We start from the raw sequence: 18,106 nt of genomic DNA, 5'->3' as shown, positions 1-18,106 counted from the left end.
CCTCTCAGTTCTTGTAGTCGGGGGCGGTCCGATCCAGCAGTCGCAGCAGCGCCGCCCACGCCATCTCGTAGGCCTGATCGTCGGTGTAGTCGTCCGTGGCCGCCTCGCCGGCGAACTGCCGCGCGGTGTGCTCGGCAATGTCGGGTGACGGCACCCGCAGTTCACCCGACGCCTGGGCGGCGATCTGGATGTCGCAGGCCTTCTCCAGATAGAACATTCGCAGAAACGCCTCGGCCGCCGTCGCGCCCACGGTGAGCAGTCCGTGATTGCGCAGGATCATCGCGGGATGGTTCCCGAGGTCCTCGACCAGACGCTCCCGCTCGGCCGTGTTGAGCGCGATGCCCTCGTAGTCGTGGTAGGCGACCCGGTCGTAGAACTCCATCGAGATCTGATTCAACGGCAGCAGTCCGCGCTCCTGGGCGGCCACCGCGCATCCGGCCTTCGTGTGGGTGTGCAGAACGCACTGCGCGTCCGTCCGTGCCTCGTGGATCGCGCCGTGAATCACGAATCCCGCAGGGTTGACACGATATTCGGAGTGCTCGACGAGTTCGCCGTCGAGCCCGATCTTGACCAGGTTGGAGGCGGTGATCTCCTCGAACAGCAGGCCGTAGGGATTGATCAGGAAGTGATGCTCGGGCCCGGGAAGGCGAACCGAGACGTGCGTGAAGATCAGGTCGGTCATCTTGAAATGCGCCAGCAGGCGGTACACCGCGGCGAGTTCACGACGCAGTTCCGCCTCGGTCTTCACCGGCTCCGTCCGGCCCTGGGGCGTAACAGTGGGTGCACTCATGCGGGATCTCCTTGTTGACGGAACGGATTTCGCCTTAAATATATCAACTGGTTTATTTACGCGCCAGTGTCCGACTCCGCGGCGAGCGACGAGATCAGTCGAGCCGGCCGCCCAGCATGCCCCGCAGCGAACGCAGGCAGAGTTCCCGTAGCTCGGCTTCGGCGATCGAGGGATGGTCGAGCCAGTCCATGCAGACGGCGCGGACGAAGGCGATCCATCCGCGCACCGCGACGCCGACGAGTTCGCGTTCGCCCTCGGGCGGATCGAGCGCGTCGACGATCCGCCGCTGCTGGGCGTCGAGTTCGCGCTCCACGATGGCCCGGATGTCGGCGTCGGCCGAGAGCGCCCCGTGGTTGATGGCCCGGACTCCGTGCCGGTGGCTCGCCACGTGTTCGAAGTAGGCGTCGAGGCCGGCCGCGACCTGTTCCTCGACGGGGAGGGTGGAGTCGGGGGCCGTCACGTCGAGCAGGCGTTCGGATTCGCGCTCGACGATCGCGGCGAAGAAGTCCCGCTTCGTCGGGAAGTAGTGGTACATCAAACCGCGGGAGACCTCGGCGAGTTCCGCGACCTCCTCGATCCACACGTCCTCGTAGGGGCGGTCCGCGAACAGCCGCGCGCCGATGTCGAGCAACTGCGCGCGGCGCTGCTCGGGGGCGAGTCGACGGCGGGCGCTGGTCATGCCAGTCACCGTACTGCTTGACACCGGTTCAGTAAGGCGTACCTTGCGTACTAGACATCAATTCAGTAACGCGGGCCACATCGACACGGGGGTCGACAATGAGCGTCGAATCACTGCACACCACGGCGGACGCGATCATCCCGCATCCTCGATGGCGGCTTCCCGTCTTCGGGGACGTGTTCGGGATCAGCATCCGCACTCCCGTGCAGAATTCGATGGAGATCGGCAGGCAACTCGGGCCGATCTTCGAGCGCAACATCCTCGGCAACAAGTTCGTGTTCGCGTCCGGTGCCGACATGGTGGCCGAACTCTCCGACGAAACCCGATTCGCGAAGCACCTGGCGCCGGGCGTCGCGTCGCTTCGCGAGGTGGGCGGCGACGGGTTGTTCACCGCCTACAACCACGAGCCGAACTGGAGCAAAGCGCACAACCTCCTCGCCCCGGCGTTCACGAAATCCGCCATGCGGTCGTATCACCGGACGATGCTGGACGTCGCCGGCGAACTCACGCAGCACTGGGACCAGCGGGTGGACGGCACCCCCGTCGACGTGTCCTCCGACATGACGAAGCTGACGCTCGAGACCATCGGCCGCACCGGGTTCAGCTACTCCTTCGACTCGTTCACCCGGGAGCGTCCGCACCCGTTCGTGCAGGCGATGGTCGGGGCGCTGAGCCATTCGCAGCGCACGACGTTCGTGAAGTCCACGGCGCTCGGACGGTTGCTGGCGCGGCGGTCGGATCGTCGCAATGTCGCCAACCTGGAGCACATGGCCGAGGTGGTCGACGAGGTGATCCGCGCCCGCCGTGACAGCGCCGAGGCCGGCCCCGAGGACCTGCTCGAACTCATGCTGCGGGCGGCGCGGGAGAACGATCCCAACCGGATCGACGAGTTGAACATCCGCCACCAGGTGGTGACGTTCCTGGTTGCCGGGCACGAGACCACCTCGGGCGCACTGTCGTTCGCCCTCTACTACCTGTCGCGGCACCCCGACGTCCTGGCCAAGGCGCAGGCGGAGGTCGATGCGGTCTGGGGCGACGACGAGCCGGCGTTCGAGCAGATCGCCAAGCTCCGCTACGTGCGGCGGGTGCTCGACGAATCGTTGCGGCTGTGGCCGACGGCGCCCGCCTACGGCCGGGAGGCCACCGTCGACACGACCCTCGTGGGCAAGTACCCGATGAAGGTCGGCGACTGGGTCCTCGTCCTCATCCCCGCCCTGCACCGCGACCCCGTGTGGGGTGAAAATCCCGAGGAATTCGACCCCGACCACTTCCTTCCCGAGCGCAACCGGTCCCGGCCCGCGCACGTCTACAAACCGTTCGGGACCGGCGAACGCGCCTGCATCGGAAGGCAGTTCGCCCTCCACGAGGCGGTGCTCGTTCTCGGCACGATCCTGCGCCGGTACGACATCGTGGGAGACCCCGGCTACCGGCTGAAGGTCGCCGAACGGCTCACTCTCATGCCCGAGGGATTCACCCTGCGGATCCGCCGGCGCTGAGGACACATCCGCCGTCGTCGCTCCCCCGCGCCGGTCGCCCAATGTCACATCGGTCTACTTCGACTGCACCGGTGTGACATTGGGCGACGCCCGTCAGGCCGAGGCGCGCGCGAGTGCCTCCGTCACGACGTGTTCGGCGATGGCGAGGGACGACGTCGCACCCGGCGACGGCGCGTTCCGGACGTGGATGACGCGGTCGGTGCCGGTGATGACGAAGTCGTCCTCGAGGCTGCCGTCGGCGTTCATCGCCTGCGCGCGGATGCCGCGGGGCCCGCGGGTGACGTCGGAGCGGCGCACGTCCGGCACGTACTTCTGCGCCTCCTTCACGAACTGGCCGGTGCTGAGGACGGTGCGGGCCTCGCGGGCGGCCGCCGCGGTGTTGCGCGCCGCGAAGCGCCAGAATCCGGGGAACCCGACCGCCGACACCACGTCCGACGCCGACCACCCGCGGCGGTCGTACGCCTCCCGCCCGAGGGAGAGAAAGGCGTTCGGGCCGAGCATGATCCGTCCGTCGATGCGCTTGGTGAGGTGGACACCGAGGAACGGGTACCGCGGATCCGGCACCGGGTAGATCAGCCCCTTCACGAGCGAAGACCGTTCCGGCGCGAGCAGGAAGTAGTCGCCGAAGAAGGGCACCACCCGGGGTGTCCGCGGTTCCCCCGACAGCAGCGCGACTCGGTCGGACTGCAGCCCGGCGCACGTGACCACCAGGCCGAAGGCCTCACTGCCGTCCCCGGTGGTGACCACTGTTTCCGACGCCCGGCTGTACAGGCCCACGACCTCTCGGCCGAGCAGCACCCGTCCGCCCGCGGCGGCGATGTCCGCGGCGAGGGCCTCGGCGACCGCCACGTAGTCGATGATCGCGGTGTGCGGCGAGTGCAGGGCGGCGACTCCGCGTGCGTGCGGTTCGATCTCGGGGATTTCCGCCCTCGCGATCTTGCGGATACCGGGGACCCCGTTGGCCACCGCTCGGTCGAAAATGGCTTCCATCCGCCCCACCTCCGACTGATCGTGGGCGACCACCACTTTGCCGCACTCCTCGTAGGCCACGTTCTTGTCCTGCGCGTACTGCTGCAGGAGGGTGACGCCGCGGCGGCACAGGCGCGCCTTGAGGCTGCCCGGCGGGTAGTACAGGCCGGCGTGGACGACGCCGCTGTTGTGGCCGGTCTGGTGGGCGGCGACCCGGGTTTCCTTCTCGAACAGCGTCACCTCGACGGCGTCCATCCGGTGCAGAAGTTCCCGGGCGACCGCCAGACCGATGATGCCGCCGCCGATGACGGCCGCACGAACCTTCGCCATGAGCACCCTCCATATACCGTTTTCGAGATACCATCGATGGTATGTCGACCACGCCTCGACGCACGTCTTTTCCCGGACTGGGGCACCTGTCCGATCGGCGTCGGGCGCTGCTGGACGAGCTCGTCACCACCCGCCGCGAGGGCGGTCTGACGCAGACGGAGATCGCCGCCCTCATGGGCACGTCGCAGTCGGCCGTGGCGCGGCTCGAACGCGGCGACGTCGATCCCCGCCTGTCGACGCTCGAACGGTATGCCGAGGCCGTGGGCAGGACGGTCGACTGGACGATCGCACCGCACCGGGAGTCATCATGATCTGGCCACCACCCACCCCACCGTCGGTCCCGCCGTTCCACACGCCCTGGCAGCCGGACCCCCGGCAGCCGGCGCCTCCGATGCCCGTCGCGTCCGTCGGCACCGGAAGTCCCGACTGGCTCGCCGAGCGCCTGTTCGACAAACGGATCGTCTCGCTCACCGGCCGGCTCGACGCCGAGGCCACCAACCGCGCGGCGGCATCGCTGGCGCTGTTCGACGCGTCCGGCGACGACGAGGTCCAGGTGTGGCTGCACGGCGTCGACGCCGACGTCGACGCGGCCGCCACGCTCCTCGACACACTGGACCTGATGGGGGTCCCGCTGCACGTCCACTGCCGCGGCGACGTCCGGGGAGTGGCGGTCGCCCTCCTCGCGCCTGCCGACCGGCGGACGGCGGCCGCGCACGCCACGTTCCACCTGCGCGAACCGCGGACGTCCTGCACCGGTCCGGCGTCGGACGTCGCCATCGCCGCGGAACAGCACGAGCAGCAGTTGCGGAGACTGCAGCAGCGGATCGCCGACTCCTGCGGGCGGCCCCTCGACACGGTGATCGGCGACATGCGCGAGCACCGGATCCTCACCGCGGACGAGGCCCGCGACTACGGGCTGATCGACACGATCACCGGCGCCCGCTCCGTCGACGGAGCGTGATCCGGCAGACGCACTCCTTGTCGGCTCACGCACACGAATTCGGGCGCAATTTCGCGTGCGCGAACCGAGAAAGGGTGCGTCCGCGCGGTTGAACGGCGATCGGAGGACTCTTGCGCCCCGCACCTCGGCGGGGGAATCATCCGAGGATGACGGTCGAACGATCGCGCGTCACGGTTCACGGGGTGGTGCAGGGCGTCGGTTTCCGCCCGTTCGTCGCGCGACTCGCCGGGGACCTGGGGCTGTACGGCCACTGCGGCAACGACGACGTCAGCGTGTTCATCGAGATCGAGGGCAAACCGGCCGCGGTGTCGGAGTTCGTGCGCAGGCTCCGCACGGACGCACCACCGATGGCGGTGATCGTCGACGCGAAGGCCCAGCCCGTTCCGGTGCGCGGGGACGAGTCGTTCCGGATCATCGACAGCCGCCACGTCCCCGGCGCACGGACGCTGGTGTCGCCGGACGTCGCGACGTGCGCCGATTGCCTGCGGGAACTGGCCGATCCGCACGACCGCCGGTATCGCCACCCGTTCGTCAACTGCACCAACTGCGGGCCGCGGTTCACGGTGATCACCGACCTGCCCTACGACCGGCCCAACACCACGATGGCCGACTTCCCACTGTGCGACGCGTGCCTGGCGGAGTACCGCGACCCCGCCGACCGCCGGTTCCACGCCCAGCCGGTGTGCTGCCCCGACTGCGGCCCGCGCCTGTTCGCCGAGCTCGACGGACGCCGGATCGACGGCGACGACGCCGTCCTCACCGCGGTGCAGCAGGCGCTGCGGGACGGCCGGATCGTGGCGGTGAAGGGCCTCGGCGGGTTCCACCTCGTGTGCGATGCCGCCGACGCGGATGCCGTGGCGACTCTGCGGGCGCGCAAGCACCGCCCGGACAAGCCGTTCGCGGTGATGACGGCGGACCTACCCGCCGCCGCCGAACTGTGCGACATCTCCGAATCCGAGAGCGCCCTCCTACGACATCCGGCCAGGCCGATCCTGTTGCTGCGCAAGAGGAATACCGCGCCGGTCGCCGACGGCATCGCGCCCGGGATCGACGACCTCGGCGTGATGCTCCCCTACACCCCGCTGCATCACCTGCTCTTCACCCGGACACCCGGCAGCGACATCGATCCGCCCCGGGTGCTGGTCATGACGTCCGGCAATCTCAGCGGTGAACCCCTGTGCTTCGACAACGACGACGCCCGCACCCGGCTGCCTGACATCGCCGACCTCTTCCTGATGCACGATCGCCGCATCGCGGTGCCCTGCGAGGATTCCGTGCTGGCGGTGGCGGACGGGGCGGTGCTCCCGATCCGGCGCTCCCGCGGATTCGCGCCCCTGCCGGTGGTGCTTCCCGCGCACGGCCCGGAGATCCTCGCGGTCGGCGCGGAGATCAAGAACACCTTCTGCCTGACCCGGCAGGACTACGCGTTCTGCTCGGCGCACCTCGGAGACATGGGCAGCCTGGAGAGTCAGCGCGCCTTCGAGACGTCGGTGCGGCAGCTGACGCATCTGCACGGCATCGCACCGGAGGCCGTGGTCGCCGACCGGCACCCCGGCTATTCGACGCATCACTGGGCCCGGCGGTACAGCGACCGAACGGGCGTCCCCCTGCTCACCGTGCAGCATCACCACGCGCACGTCGCGTCGTTGATGGCCGAACACGGGCTGGTCGGGACGACGGTGCTCGGCGTCGCCTTCGACGGGACCGGGTACGGCTGCGACACCACCGTATGGGGCGGCGAACTGCTGCTCGTCGGCCCCGACATCCTCGATTCGAGGCGGGTGGGACACATCCAGCCGTTCTCGCTGCCGGGTGGTGACGCCGCCGTCCGCAATCCGGTGCGGGTGGCGCTGGCTCTCCTCCACGAGTGCGGGATCACCGATGTCGACGGACTGCCCTGTGTGGCGGCGGTCCCGGCCGCGGAACGTGCGGCGGTGGACTCGCAACTCGTCTCGGGTGTCGGCTGCATCAGGACGACGAGCGCCGGCCGCCTGTTCGACGGTGTCGCGTCCCTGCTCGGAGTCCGGCACCGGATCACCTACGAGGCGCAGGCCGCCATCGAACTCGAGGCGCTCTCCCGGACCGCCCCGCACCCCGCCGCCCTGACCATGAAGGTGGAGAACGACCAGCTCCGACTGCCTGCCCTGGTGTCCGGACTGGTTGCCGGACTTCGCGACGGGATCGCACCGGCGGCGCTCGCTCTGGGCTTCCACCATGCCCTCGCGGCCGCGACCGCGGCGCTCGTCGACCGGGCCGCCACCGCCACCGGCGCGACCACGATCGGGCTGACCGGAGGAGTCTTCCAAAACCGTTTATTCCTCGCGCAGGTGAGAGCACACTGGGAGAGCAGCGGTTATCGAGTCCTCACCCACCACCGGGTGCCTCCCAACGACGGAGGACTCTCCCTCGGCCAGGCGGTGATCGGTGCCGCGGCAACCATGCGCGGACCGTGACGTCGGCAGCCCCCGACCGGCCGGCCCGGGACGGGAGCTAGTGAATGACCACCACCGCAGAGGCGGGCGGGCACCTCGTCGACACGGATCTGTCTGCGGATATCGCCGCGGCAGCGTTGTCCCTGGCCCGCAGATTCCATGACGGCGCGACGCTCTGGGTGATCTCCCCGCAATGGGAGCCGCACGCCCATCACGTCGCCGTCGAATTCGTCCATCCCGTGATCATGGGCAAACGGGCGTTACCCTCGGTGGCGCTCGTCGAACCCGATCCGGTGGCCCAGGCCCGGGTGGCGAGCAGACCCGGCGACATTCTGCTGGCGGTGGCGTCGGCGAACGAGCCCGCCGTGGTCGACGCGATGCGCCGCGCACCGGCGTGGGGCGCGATGACGCTGTGGATCGGGGCGGGCCCCCGACCTCCGGCGGGCGCGGCGAACCACATTCTGTGGGTCGACTCCGACGACCCGATGGTTCCGGCCACCGGTCGGTTCGTGCTCATGTACCACCTGTTGTGGGAACTCACCCACGTCTGCTTCGAACACTCGGGGCTGCTGAAGCCCGACACCGAGGAGTGCGACGAGACGGTCTGCGTCACGTGCAGCGACGAGGGCCGCCTGGGCGAGGTGGTGATCGAGCCCGCCGAACCCCTCGGTCCGGCCCTGGTCCGCACGGCCGCGGGCGAGGAGTGGGTGGACGTCAGCGTCCTCGGCGACGTCCGGCCCAACGACCTCGTCCTGGTCCACGCGGGTGCGGCGATCACCCGACTCGACGACACGGGTGCGGAGGCGAACCGATGACCACCCACGACTCGGAGAGCACCAGCTTCCTGTACCCGTTCATCGACTCGGAGGAGACCGACGCGCAGAGCCTGCTCGACGATCTCGCCTCCTCCGCCCGGGGGAAGGCCGCCGAGAGCGCGCGCCTGCAGAAGGAGTCCCTCGACGAATACGGGGACGGCCTCGTCGCGGCCGGCACCGAGATGGCCGACCGGTTCCGCCGGGGCGGCCGCCTCTACACGTTCGGCAACGGCGGCAGTTCCACCGACGCCGCAACCCTCGCGACACTGTTCAGCCGCCCCGCCCGCGGACGTCCGGTCGCCGCGTGGTCGCTCGCCGCCGATCAGGCCGTGGTGACGGCCCTGGGCAACGACGTCGGCTTCGACCTGATCTTCAAGCGGCAGATCATCGCCCACGCGCGGGACCGGGACGTCGCCATCGCGCTGTCGACGTCCGGCAATTCGGACGATCTGATGACCGCGCTCACCGAGGCGAAGAGCCGTGGGCTGCTGACCATCGGATTCGCCGGGCACGAGGGCGGCCGGATGCTGGCGATGGCCGAGAGCGGCGAACTCGATTTCTGCTACACCGTCCACTCGCAGAGCATCCACCGGATCCAGGAGAGCCACGCGATGCTCGGGTACCGGCTGTGGTCGGTCGCCCAGGAACACATGGCGCGGGTCGCGCCCCATTCTGCCGAGCGGGTCGCTCCTAATTCTGTGGAGGCTTCATGAGCACGACGGAACCGGCCACGTCGGCGGAACGGGAAGACCGCGTCCTCGAGCGGATCGACAAGTTCCGGCAACGCCGTCCCCGGCTGCTGGACGAGGTGGTGACACTCGCCCACGGTGCGGGCGGAAAGTCGTCGGCTGCGCTGGTGGACGCGGTGTTCGTGGAGGCGTTCCGCAACGACGAGCTCGAGCAACTCGGTGACGCGGCCGCGCTGAGCATGCCGTCGGGTGAGCGGCTCGCGTTCTCCACCGACTCGTATGTGGTTCAGCCTCTGCGCTTTCCCGGCGGTTCCATCGGACACCTCGCGGTGCACGGGACGGTCAACGATCTGGCCGTGTCCGGCGCCCGTCCGCGGTGGTTGTCGGCGGCGTTCGTCATCGAGGAGGGTTTCCCGATCGCCGAACTGCGGGAGATCGTCGCCGACATGAGCGAGGCCGCGGTCCTGTCCGGGGTCCAGATCGTCACCGGCGACACCAAGGTGGTCGGCAAGGGCGCCGCCGACGGCGTCTACATCTCCACCGCCGGTGTCGGTGTCATCCCGGAGGGCAGACGGCTGTCCCCCGACCTCGTGCATGCGGGTGACAAGGTTCTGCTGTCGGGGACCATCGGCGCACACGGGATGGCCGTCATGCTCGCCCGCGGCGACCTGGCGATCGAGGCCGACATCGCATCCGACACGGCTCCGGTGAATTCGCTGGTGGAGGCGTTGCTGGAGGCGGCCCCGTCGACGCGGTGGATGCGGGACGCCACCCGCGGCGGTGTCGGCACCGTGTGCAACGAACTGGCCCACGCCTGCCAGCTCGCGGTCATCATCGACGAACATTCCCTGCCCATCGAGCCTCAGGTGCTGGGCGCCTGCGACATGCTCGGCATCGACCCGCTGTACGTGGCGAACGAGGGCAAGTTCGTCGCCGTCGTCGCGGCGGCGGAGGCGAACGCGGCCGTCGCGGCGTTGCGGGCGCATCCGCGGGGAGCCGATGCCGCTGTGGTGGGCGAGATCCTGGCCGAGCCGCCGGGCATCGTCGCACTGCGAACGTCGTTCGGCGGCAGCCGGATCGTCGACATGCTCGTCGGCGACCCGCTCCCCCGAATCTGCTGAAGTACAGCCCGAGAGGAGAACCACGATGTGTCTGGGGATACCCGGTCAGGTGGTCGACATCGTCGATCCCGAACAGCATCTGGCGAAGGTGGACGTGAACGGCGTCCAGAGAACGATCAGTGTGCGACTGCTCGCCGAAGAAGGTCTCGTCGTCGGTGACTGGGTGCTCGTGCACGTCGGTTTCGCGATGGCGAAGATCGACGAGATCGAGGCGCAGCTGACGTTGGATCAGGTGCAGAAGATGGGCGCCGACTACGTGAACGAGATCGACGCGTTCAACTCGTCCGAAATCGCGTGACTACAGCAAGAACGAGGTAACAGGGATGAAGTTCGTCGACGAATTCCGGGACCCGGCGGCGGCGCGCGCCCTGGTCAAATCCATCACCGAACTGGCCCGCGGCGACGAGTTCAAGTTCATGGAGGTGTGCGGCGGCCACACCCACACCATCTACCGGCACGGCATCGAGCACCTGCTGCCGGAGAGCGTGGAGTTGGTGCACGGACCCGGGTGTCCGGTGTGCGTCATCCCGATGGGCCGTGTCGACGACGCCATGTGGCTCGCCGAACAGCCCGGCGTCATCTTCACGACGTTCGGCGACATGATGCGGGTGCCCGGATCCAAGGGCAATCTCATCGAGGCCAAGGCCCGCGGCGCGGACGTCCGCTTCGTGTATTCGCCGCTGGACGCGCTCAAGGTCGCGCTCGACAACCCCGACCGCCAGGTGGTGTTCTTCGCCGTCGGTTTCGAGACCACCGCGCCGTCGACCGCGGTGACCCTGGTGCGCGCGCGGGCGCTGGGCGTGACGAATTTCAGCGTGTTCTGCAACCACGTCACGATCGTTCCGCCGATCAAGGCGATCCTCGAGTCCCCCGACCTCCGGTTGTCGGGTTTCCTGGGCCCGGGCCACGTGTCCACCGTGGTGGGGCTGCGCCCGTACCGGTTCGTGAACGAGGTGTACGGGAAACCGATGGTGGTCGCGGGTTTCGAGCCGCTCGACATCCTCGCGTCGGTGCACATGCTGCTCCAGCAGATCCGGGAGGGGCGCTGCGAGATCGAGAACCAGTACAAGCGGGTGGTGCGTGCGGAGGGCAACGTGCAGGCGCTGAAGCTGATGGCCGAGACGTTCGAACTGCGACCGCACTTCGAGTGGCGCGGGCTCGGTTTCATCTCGCACAGCGCGCTCAAGGTCCACCGCGACTACCACGAATTCGACGCCGAGGAGAAGTTCTCGATGCCGGGTGTGCGAGTCGCGGATCCGAAGGCCTGCCAGTGCGGCGAGGTCCTCAAGGGCGTCATCAAACCGTGGGAGTGCAAGGTGTTCGGGACGGCCTGCACACCGGAGACCCCGATCGGCACGTGCATGGTCTCTCCGGAGGGTGCGTGCGCCGCGTACTACAACTTCGGCAGGCTGCACCGCGAGACGGCCCAATTGCTCGGCCAGCGAGGCTGATCGGTGATGCCGCGCGAACACGGGATGCCGCCCGGGCACCGCGTGTTCGCGCAGTACGCGCACGCCCCGAACGCCCTGGGCTACTGCGGTCCGCCCGGCTCGGAGCGACTGCAGGCGGTCGCGTGCGGCGCGGCGCCGGACACCGACGTGGCGGCCTTGGCGAGGCAGTTCAGCGGCGCGTGGCCCTACCAGGAGGTGATCGCGCAGCTGTCGGGAATCCCGGACCCTTTGGACGAGAGCGTCGTTCGAGCCTATTGGACCGCGGACGAGCTGTCCGACCGCATCGACCGCGCCGAGTTCGGCGCCGCACTGCTCGCCCGCCTGGCGTCGCAGGCCGGCCACTACTGGAAGCACCTCACCGCAGATCTGCTCGGGGAGGCGGCGCCCACCCACAACTTCCACGTGTTCGGGGTGTATCCGTGGTCGCGGCTGCTGCACACCGGACTGCCGCAGCCGCTGCAGGTTCTCGACTCGTGCCGCATCCGCTGGGGTGAGGTGGTCGGCCTCGATCACGATCGTGCCGTCGTCCGGTCCGCGCGACTGCGGTGGGACGGCACCCGGCTGTCCCTCGGGCCCGAGCAGGACGACCTGGCCGACTACCGGGTGCCCGAGGGGGCTTTCGTCGCCGGTCTCGCGGTCGGCGATCACGTCGCGGTGCACTGGGACTTCGTGTGCGACCGCCTCGACCCCGACCGGGTCGGCAGGCTGCGCGGCCAGACGGAATGGCAACTTGCACAGACTAATCAGCGGCTGGCCGGGGAGGTGACCCCGACCTCGCCGAAACGGACCGGCGCGAATGTTTCCCAGCTACCATGACTACAACTCACGGCCTGTGGCCGGATCGGAGCCGACATGAACAAGATTCTGAACTCCCTGTCCGAGGACGAGTTCGTGCTGATTCGTGAAACCAAGAAAGCGCAGATGGCCGATCTCGACGAGGACAAGCTGATCACGCTGCACACCAGCGTTCGCCGCGCCCGCAACAAGCACGTCAAGCTGTACCGCCAGGAAGGCGCCGCGAAGGTCGAGGACAAGGGTGCGCGCGGGGCGGGGAAAGCGGCCAACGTGCGCAACGCCGAGAAGGCGGAAGTGTTCGAGGCGGCACTGAGTCGGGTGAGCCGCCGGTTGGCCACGGCGGCCCGCGCGAGCGCCCGCGACTTGAAGGACCAGCGGCTCGCCCGCGCCCGCAGCGATTCCCCGTCGTTCAGCGAACTCGGCGACAGCAACGGCAAGGTCGGCTCGCCCGGCAAGGTGCGTGTCGACGAAACCCGGAAGTCGTCCGGCCGCAAGAAGTACGAGGCCTCCACGATTGCCGCCGGCGCACGCCGGCAGGCGAAGAAGGACAAGCGGTAGGCGCCCCCTCAGACCCGCACGACCCGCATTCCGGCGTCGTCGAACGGTGCCGTCTGTTCGTGGTCGGCCGAGTTGTCGGTGACGATCGTCGTTCCCGGCGGGATGGGAGCCCACGCGTGGAACGGGCGGCGTCCGAGTTTGGCCGCGTGCGCGAGCACGTACACCTCGTCGGCGCGTTCGATCATGATCTCCTTGAGGCGGGTCTGTTCCAGTTCGGCCTCGCAGATGCCCAGATCCGCGGTGACGGCGTCCGCTCCGAGGAACGCGCGGTCGAAGGTGACGCGCTGGAGCGCCGCCTCGGCGAGCGGGCCGACGAACCCCTGGCTGAGGTGGCGCAGGGTTCCGCCGATGCATTCGACGCGCACGGAGTCGGCGTCGGCGAGCGATTCGAGGGCCGTGAGACCCGCCGCGATGACGGTGATGTTCTCGATCTCACGCAGGAACTCCCCCATCGCGCCCACGGTGGTGCCGGCGTCGAGGAGGATCGTCTCACCCGGACGCACCTGGTTCGCGGCCCATTCCGCGATCGACCGCTTCGCGTCGAAGCCCTCGAGGGCGCGCTGGCGGAGTGACGACTCCTGCTGAGGGTCGAGCGCGATCGCACCGCCGTACGTCCGGGCGATCAGCCCTTGGGACGTGAGCTGGCTCAGGTCGCGCCGGATGGTGGAGGCCGTGACACCGAACTGTGCCGACAGGTCGTCGACGCTGGCCAGTCCGATCGACCGGGCCAGTCGCACGATCTCGGACCGGCGTGCTTCCGACTCACGAACCGCCATGTTTCGTCTCCCTACTTCACAACCGCTGTGCTGGTTGCCAATTCGGCAGCCTGACGAAGAGCTTCGACCATACTACCGGCCTCCGCAATACCCTTGCCCGCGATGTCGAAGGCGGTGCCGTGGTCGACCGAGGTCCGGATGACGGGCAGCCCCACCGTGATGTTGACACCGGCCTCGATGCCGAGGACCTTCACCGGCCCGTGTCCCTGGTCGTGATACATCGCGACGATGAGGTCGTAGTCGCCGCGTCCCGCGAGGAAGAAGGCCGTGTCCGCGGGCAACGGACCGTGGACGTCGATGCCGTCCGCCTTCAGCACCTCGACCGCGGGAATGATCTTCTGCTCTTCCTCGCCGTAGCCGAACAGTCCGTGCTCTCCGGCGTGCGGATTGATGCCGCACACCCCGATCTTCGGGTTCGCGATCCCGGAGCGCACCAGCGCCTCGTGTCCCCGCCGGATGGTCCTCTCGACCAAGCCGGGTTCGATCCTGGCGACGGCGTCGAGCAGACCGATGTGGGTGGTCACGTGGATCACCTTGAGTTTCGGCGTCGACAGCATCATCGACACCTCCTCGGTGCCGGTGAGGTGGGCGAGGAGTTCGGTGTGCCCCGGGAAGATGTGGCCTGCGGCGTGCAGCGCTTCCTTGTTGAGCGGCGCGGTGCAGATGGCCTGGACCTCTCCGCGCACGGCCAGTTCGCTCGCGACGCGGATGTACTCGTACGCGGCGTGACCGGCGACCGGCGACAGTTCGCCCCACGGCAGGTCCTCGGGCAGGAGGTCGAGGTCGATCACGTTGACGCGTCCGGGCACCGACTGAGCGTCCGCGATCGACGCGACGGTCACGATGTCGGCGTCGATGCCGAGGACGTTCGCCGCGAGACGCAACCGCTTGGCGTCGCCGATGACGACGGGGTTGCACCAGGACCGGGTGGCGTCGTCCAGCAGTGCGGGGACGATCACCTCTGGGCCGATTCCGGCACCGTCGCCCATGGTGACGGCGACGGCGGGCAGGTTCGCGGTATCGATTGACGCGCTCATGTGTGGTCCTCGCTGTGTGGGAGTGTGAGTGGGCGGCTGATCGCCGCGCAGGTAGGCCGCGATCGCGGAGAGGCTGGTGGTGTCGCCGAAGCTGCCGGGTCTGGTGACGACCCGCCGTCCGTCGGACGCCACGGAGGCGACGGCGCCGTGGTGGACTTCGTGGATCGGCCGAAGGGACGTGATGCCCAGGGCGTCGACGACGGCGCGTGCCGTCTCCCCGCCGGTGAGCACGAGATCTGATCGGCGGTCGTTCTGCAGGGCGGCGACGAGACGGCCGAGGGCGGCCGAGAGACTCCGGGCGTTCGACGGGTCCACGTCGCCGGTGACCGTCACGACGGCGGAACCGGTGTCGAGCGCGCGGCGCAGGGGCGCGGTGTCGACGGCGCCGAGCAGAAGCTTCCGGGCGTCGACGGCAACGTGCCGGGTGCCGTCGGCGACGAGCGCTGCCACCTGTTGCACGGCAACGGGTTCCGCGGTCCCGACGACGGTCAGCACGGATTCCGGGAGGGTGGTCGCCGGGGCGGGAACGCCGCGACGGGGCAACGTCCGGGCCACCGCCGCCGCGAGGGCGGACGTCCCGACCAGTCGCGCTCCGGGAATTGTGCGGCAGGCCAGAACGATCGCGTCGAGGTCGGCATCGGTCTCGATGTCGCAGATCGCGAGGGCGCCGTCCGACGCCGCGCGGGCGAGCGCCTCGGCGACGCCGGCACCGCGAGGCACGTTCCGGGTGGGACGGCCCGGGAAGAGTGCGGCGATCGACTCCGGGGGCGACGTGGATTCCGCCGACCAGACACCGGCGGCGTGGAGCGGCGTCGAACCGAGGTGCACGACGCCGCCACGCACCGTCCGGTCGACTGCGGGCAGGCCCGCCGCGAACACCACCGGACCGCCGTCGGCGAGAACGCCCACCTCGGCGGCGATGTTGCCGCGCAGGAGCGAGTCGATCTTCTTCACCACGAGCGTGCCGGACGGAAGGCCGGCGAGCGCGTTCCGGATCGTCCGGGCGGCCTCCGCCGCGCTCATCGACCGCGTGTCGAGATCCGCGACGACGACCGCACCCGGCTCGTGGGCCTCGCCGGCGCCGAGAAGCAGCGAGACCGCGCCTCGATCGACGAAGGCACTCGCCACTTCGGCCGCGCCGGACAGGTCGTCGGCGAGGACCGCGACGGTCGGATCGGATCCGATCGATTTCGGTCTCATCGTGCCGCCTTTGCCCGAATAGATGCGCGTTTCGTGCACTTGATGCTAACAGCATTGCGCGTTGCGCGCAGCACGTTCACAGCGAAGCTCCCGCGCACTGGACGATCGCCTGACCCGTGATGCTTCCGCCGTAGGGTCCGACGAGGAAGCCGATCAGTCCCGCCACCTCATCGGGCGCAATGAAGCGGCCGAGCGGCGGAACCTTCGGCGGCGTCGAGGTGCGTGCCGGATCGTTCAGCATCGGGGTGTCCGTCGGGCCCGGCGCGACCACGTTGACGGTGATCGCCCGGTCCACCAACTCCGCGGCCCAGGACCGGGACATCCCCACGAGGGCCGACTTGGTGGCGGCGTACTGGCTCTTGCCCGCCACTCCCGACATCGTGCGGCTCCCGACCAGGACCACCCGGCCGCCGTTACGCATCGACGGCGCGAGCGTGTTGACGAGGACCTCCGCGGCCGCGACATGGATTCGCCACATGTCCAGGCCGTCTTCCATTCGCAGTTTCCCCAGGGGTGCGGAAGACTGCAGACCGGCGGCATGGACGACGGCGTCCACCGCACCGACCGCCGTCGCCTGCTCGGCCACCGCGTCGAGGTCGCCGAGGTCGACGGCCACCCAGTCGAATCGGTCGTGTTCGACGCCGGGGTCGCGGCGGCTGAACCCGGTGACCGACCATCCATCGTCCAGGAGTCGGCGCGCGGCGGCGGCGCCGATGCCGGAGCTGACCCCGGTGACGAGCGCCCGCTTCGGTCCGCCCGGCGTCACGACCGGCTCCCGTCGGCGATCCAGCCGGCCTCGAGTTCGACGTATTCGATCGCCTGACGGAACCGGGTGAACGCCACGTGCAGGCGGCCGTCGTTCCCGGTGGTGATGCTGGGGTACGAGAATTCGCGGTTCAGGCCGTCGCGGGAGTTGTTGGACAGGCAGTAGCCGTCGCCGGTCTCGAGGTCCCTTCGAAGCGGCCACGTGCGGCCGCCGTCCTCGGAGATCGCCAGCGTCATCGGCGCCCGGGGCGCACCCCAGAACGCACTGCGACTGTCGCCGTCGTCGAGGGGTTCCGGTTCGCCATCCGGCGCGGCGGGCACCTCGTCGGCGAGTCCGTCGTCGTCGATTTCGTCGTAGAGGGACGTCCGCCGCGCGGTGGCGTCGGCAGCGCTGGACTCGTTGAACACCAGGGCGAGCCGGTCGTCGGGCAGGACGACGAACTGGACGGACGAGTTGTTGTTGGGAAGTTCGGTGGCCACCGGCTCGGTCCAGGTGTCGCCGTCGTCGGTGGACGTGCTGCGGTAGATCGAGTCCGCCCAGCGGCTGCGGTACAGGGCCACGAGCGTGCCGTCGGCGAGGCGGCCGATGTTCATGTGCACGCAGCCGACGCTGCCCGGCACGACCACCTCCCGCCAGGAGTCGCCGTCGTCGTCGGAGATCATCACGCTGCTGTAGTCGCGATCGCCCACCCACTTGCGGCCCTCGATCCGCACGCAGTGGAACACGGGGAGTAGTAGCCGTCCGGACGGGAGTGCGGCCACCGGCTGGCGCACGAACACACCCCCGGCCTCGGTCTCCGGCAGCAGCGTGTGCGCCTCGCCCCACGTCCGGCCGCCGTCGGCGGAGATGCGCCGCATGACCCGCGCCGTGTCCTGGTTGCCGGCGTGCTGCGACGTCCACAGCAGCCACACCGTTCCCGTGTTCGTCACGTGGAGAACGGGATTCTGCTCCGACCTCGTCGAATCGTGGGACAACTGCACGGGTTCCGACCAGGTGTCCGCGTCCGGGGTGAGCCGGGAGAACCAGACACTGATGTCCGGCACACCCTCCTGGGTGCCGGCGAACCACACACAGGCGAGGGATCCGTCCGGCAGGACCGTGAGGTTGGCCGCATGGTTCTGCACCTGCGGCGCGGGGAGCAGAGCGCCGCGGCGGCCGGTCTCGGCGGCGGGACGAACGACGCCGTCGGCGGATCGGGTGTCGGTTGCGGGACTCGGTGTGGTCATCTGCGTCTCCAGTGC

General features: G+C 69.3%; 18 protein-coding genes. 11 read left to right on the top strand and 7 right to left on the bottom strand.

Going from position 1 to position 18,106, the window contains the following annotated elements; genetic code table 11:
• Window positions 1-4: 4 nt before the first annotated feature.
• The gene (locus tag ROP_RS23430; protein WP_015888489.1) at window positions 5-790 is read right to left on the bottom strand and encodes a class II aldolase/adducin family protein; all 786 of its coding nucleotides are present in this window, start codon (window positions 788-790) and stop codon (window positions 5-7) included.
• Window positions 791-884: 94 nt separating this feature from the next.
• Window positions 885-1,469 (bottom strand): TetR/AcrR family transcriptional regulator, encoded by a 585-nt coding sequence (locus tag ROP_RS23425; RefSeq protein WP_043825200.1) that lies wholly within the window; start codon window positions 1,467-1,469, stop codon window positions 885-887.
• A 98-nt stretch (window positions 1,470-1,567) separates the two neighbouring features.
• Between ROP_RS23425 and ROP_RS23420 the strand changes: the two genes are divergently transcribed.
• Entirely contained in the window at window positions 1,568-2,965 is a 1,398-nt protein-coding gene (locus ROP_RS23420; RefSeq protein ID WP_015888487.1) for a cytochrome P450, read from the top strand.
• Window positions 2,966-3,058: 93 nt separating this feature from the next.
• On the opposite strand, the gene lhgO is transcribed toward ROP_RS23420, so the two are convergent.
• Window positions 3,059-4,264: an L-2-hydroxyglutarate oxidase gene (gene lhgO / locus ROP_RS23415; RefSeq protein WP_015888486.1), complete on the bottom strand. Its 1,206-nt coding sequence runs from the start codon at window positions 4,262-4,264 to the stop codon at window positions 3,059-3,061.
• 41 nt (window positions 4,265-4,305) lie between these two features.
• Here lhgO and ROP_RS23410 point away from each other — a divergent pair, with 41 nt between their 5' ends.
• The 10 genes from ROP_RS23410 (at window position 4,306) to ROP_RS23365 (ending at window position 13,086) form a co-directional block, all read left to right on the top strand.
• Window positions 4,306-4,575, top strand: a complete 270-nt coding sequence (locus ROP_RS23410; protein WP_015888485.1) for a helix-turn-helix domain-containing protein — start codon at window positions 4,306-4,308, stop codon at window positions 4,573-4,575.
• A gap of 80 nt (window positions 4,576-4,655) precedes the next feature.
• Window positions 4,656-5,225, top strand: a complete 570-nt coding sequence (locus tag ROP_RS23405; RefSeq protein WP_015888484.1) for an ATP-dependent Clp protease proteolytic subunit — start codon at window positions 4,656-4,658, stop codon at window positions 5,223-5,225.
• Window positions 5,226-5,371: 146 nt separating this feature from the next.
• A complete protein-coding gene (hypF, locus tag ROP_RS23400; protein WP_015888483.1) occupies window positions 5,372-7,678 on the top strand; it encodes a carbamoyltransferase HypF in 2,307 nt (768 codons plus the stop codon).
• A 44-nt stretch (window positions 7,679-7,722) separates the two neighbouring features.
• A complete protein-coding gene (locus ROP_RS23395) occupies window positions 7,723-8,472 on the top strand; it encodes a HypC/HybG/HupF family hydrogenase formation chaperone (protein ID WP_015888482.1) in 750 nt (249 codons plus the stop codon).
• On the top strand, window positions 8,469-9,185 hold the full coding sequence (locus ROP_RS23390; protein WP_015888481.1) for a D-sedoheptulose-7-phosphate isomerase: 717 nt from the start codon (window positions 8,469-8,471) through the stop codon (window positions 9,183-9,185). The genes ROP_RS23395 and ROP_RS23390 overlap by 4 nt, the downstream gene beginning before the upstream one ends.
• The gene (hypE, locus tag ROP_RS23385; protein ID WP_015888480.1) at window positions 9,182-10,282 is read left to right on the top strand and encodes a hydrogenase expression/formation protein HypE; all 1,101 of its coding nucleotides are present in this window, start codon (window positions 9,182-9,184) and stop codon (window positions 10,280-10,282) included. The genes ROP_RS23390 and hypE overlap by 4 nt, the downstream gene beginning before the upstream one ends.
• A 25-nt stretch (window positions 10,283-10,307) precedes the next feature.
• A complete protein-coding gene (locus ROP_RS23380; protein WP_015888479.1) occupies window positions 10,308-10,580 on the top strand; it encodes a HypC/HybG/HupF family hydrogenase formation chaperone in 273 nt (90 codons plus the stop codon).
• Window positions 10,581-10,605: 25 nt separating this feature from the next.
• Window positions 10,606-11,733 (top strand): hydrogenase formation protein HypD, encoded by a 1,128-nt coding sequence (gene hypD / locus ROP_RS23375; protein WP_015888478.1) that lies wholly within the window; start codon window positions 10,606-10,608, stop codon window positions 11,731-11,733.
• Between the two features lie 24 nt (window positions 11,734-11,757).
• The gene (locus ROP_RS23370) at window positions 11,758-12,549 is read left to right on the top strand and encodes a DUF6390 family protein (protein WP_043826766.1); all 792 of its coding nucleotides are present in this window, start codon (window positions 11,758-11,760) and stop codon (window positions 12,547-12,549) included.
• Between the two features lie 36 nt (window positions 12,550-12,585).
• Window positions 12,586-13,086 carry a hypothetical protein gene (locus tag ROP_RS23365; RefSeq protein WP_015888476.1) on the top strand — a complete coding sequence of 167 codons (501 nt, stop codon included), beginning with the start codon at window positions 12,586-12,588 and terminating at the stop codon, window positions 13,084-13,086.
• Between the two features lie 8 nt (window positions 13,087-13,094).
• On the opposite strand, the gene ROP_RS23360 is transcribed toward ROP_RS23365, so the two are convergent.
• From ROP_RS23360 to ROP_RS23345, 4 genes are all read right to left on the bottom strand, one after another.
• Complete coding sequence (locus ROP_RS23360) at window positions 13,095-13,862, bottom strand: DeoR/GlpR family DNA-binding transcription regulator (RefSeq protein ID WP_015888475.1); 768 nt, start codon at window positions 13,860-13,862, stop codon at window positions 13,095-13,097.
• An 11-nt stretch (window positions 13,863-13,873) separates the two neighbouring features.
• Window positions 13,874-16,099 (bottom strand): 4-hydroxythreonine-4-phosphate dehydrogenase PdxA, encoded by a 2,226-nt coding sequence (pdxA, locus tag ROP_RS23355; RefSeq protein WP_015888474.1) that lies wholly within the window; start codon window positions 16,097-16,099, stop codon window positions 13,874-13,876.
• Between the two features lie 76 nt (window positions 16,100-16,175).
• Complete coding sequence (locus ROP_RS23350; protein WP_015888473.1) at window positions 16,176-16,865, bottom strand: SDR family NAD(P)-dependent oxidoreductase; 690 nt, start codon at window positions 16,863-16,865, stop codon at window positions 16,176-16,178.
• On the bottom strand, window positions 16,862-18,091 hold the full coding sequence (locus tag ROP_RS23345; protein ID WP_015888472.1) for a sialidase family protein: 1,230 nt from the start codon (window positions 18,089-18,091) through the stop codon (window positions 16,862-16,864). Before ROP_RS23345 ends, ROP_RS23350 begins: the two co-directional genes overlap by 4 nt.
• Between the last annotated feature and the right edge of the window lie 15 nt (window positions 18,092-18,106).

The sequence above is a fragment of the Rhodococcus opacus B4 genome, from assembly GCF_000010805.1.
GTDB classification, from domain to species: Bacteria; Actinomycetota; Actinomycetes; order Mycobacteriales; family Mycobacteriaceae; genus Rhodococcus_F; species Rhodococcus_F opacus_C.
Note: the sequence above shows the minus strand (reverse complement) of the source record. Positions and strands in the feature narration are given on the sequence as shown.

Excerpts from the sequence above, each read along its gene's own strand:
- ROP_RS23430 (WP_015888489.1), bottom strand. The coding sequence starts at position 790 with ATGAGTGCACCCACTGTTACGCCCCAGGGCCGGACGGAGCCGGTGAAG.
- ROP_RS23420 (WP_015888487.1), top strand. The coding sequence starts at position 1,568 with ATGAGCGTCGAATCACTGCACACCACGGCGGACGCGATCATCCCGCAT.
- lhgO (WP_015888486.1), bottom strand. The coding sequence starts at position 4,264 with ATGGCGAAGGTTCGTGCGGCCGTCATCGGCGGCGGCATCATCGGTCTG.
- ROP_RS23410 (WP_015888485.1), top strand. The coding sequence starts at position 4,306 with ATGTCGACCACGCCTCGACGCACGTCTTTTCCCGGACTGGGGCACCTG.
- ROP_RS23390 (WP_015888481.1), top strand. The coding sequence starts at position 8,469 with ATGACCACCCACGACTCGGAGAGCACCAGCTTCCTGTACCCGTTCATC.
- ROP_RS23365 (WP_015888476.1), top strand. The coding sequence starts at position 12,586 with ATGAACAAGATTCTGAACTCCCTGTCCGAGGACGAGTTCGTGCTGATT.
- ROP_RS23360 (WP_015888475.1), bottom strand. The coding sequence starts at position 13,862 with ATGGCGGTTCGTGAGTCGGAAGCACGCCGGTCCGAGATCGTGCGACTG.
- ROP_RS23425 (WP_043825200.1), bottom strand. The coding sequence starts at position 1,469 with ATGACCAGCGCCCGCCGTCGACTCGCCCCCGAGCAGCGCCGCGCGCAG.
- ROP_RS23370 (WP_043826766.1), top strand. The coding sequence starts at position 11,758 with ATGCCGCCCGGGCACCGCGTGTTCGCGCAGTACGCGCACGCCCCGAAC.
- hypE (WP_015888480.1), top strand. The coding sequence starts at position 9,182 with ATGAGCACGACGGAACCGGCCACGTCGGCGGAACGGGAAGACCGCGTC.
- ROP_RS23395 (WP_015888482.1), top strand. The coding sequence starts at position 7,723 with ATGACCACCACCGCAGAGGCGGGCGGGCACCTCGTCGACACGGATCTG.
- hypD (WP_015888478.1), top strand. The coding sequence starts at position 10,606 with ATGAAGTTCGTCGACGAATTCCGGGACCCGGCGGCGGCGCGCGCCCTG.
- pdxA (WP_015888474.1), bottom strand. The coding sequence starts at position 16,099 with ATGAGACCGAAATCGATCGGATCCGATCCGACCGTCGCGGTCCTCGCC.
- ROP_RS23345 (WP_015888472.1), bottom strand. The coding sequence starts at position 18,091 with ATGACCACACCGAGTCCCGCAACCGACACCCGATCCGCCGACGGCGTC.
- ROP_RS23380 (WP_015888479.1), top strand. The coding sequence starts at position 10,308 with ATGTGTCTGGGGATACCCGGTCAGGTGGTCGACATCGTCGATCCCGAA.
- ROP_RS23405 (WP_015888484.1), top strand. The coding sequence starts at position 4,656 with ATGCCCGTCGCGTCCGTCGGCACCGGAAGTCCCGACTGGCTCGCCGAG.
- hypF (WP_015888483.1), top strand. The coding sequence starts at position 5,372 with ATGACGGTCGAACGATCGCGCGTCACGGTTCACGGGGTGGTGCAGGGC.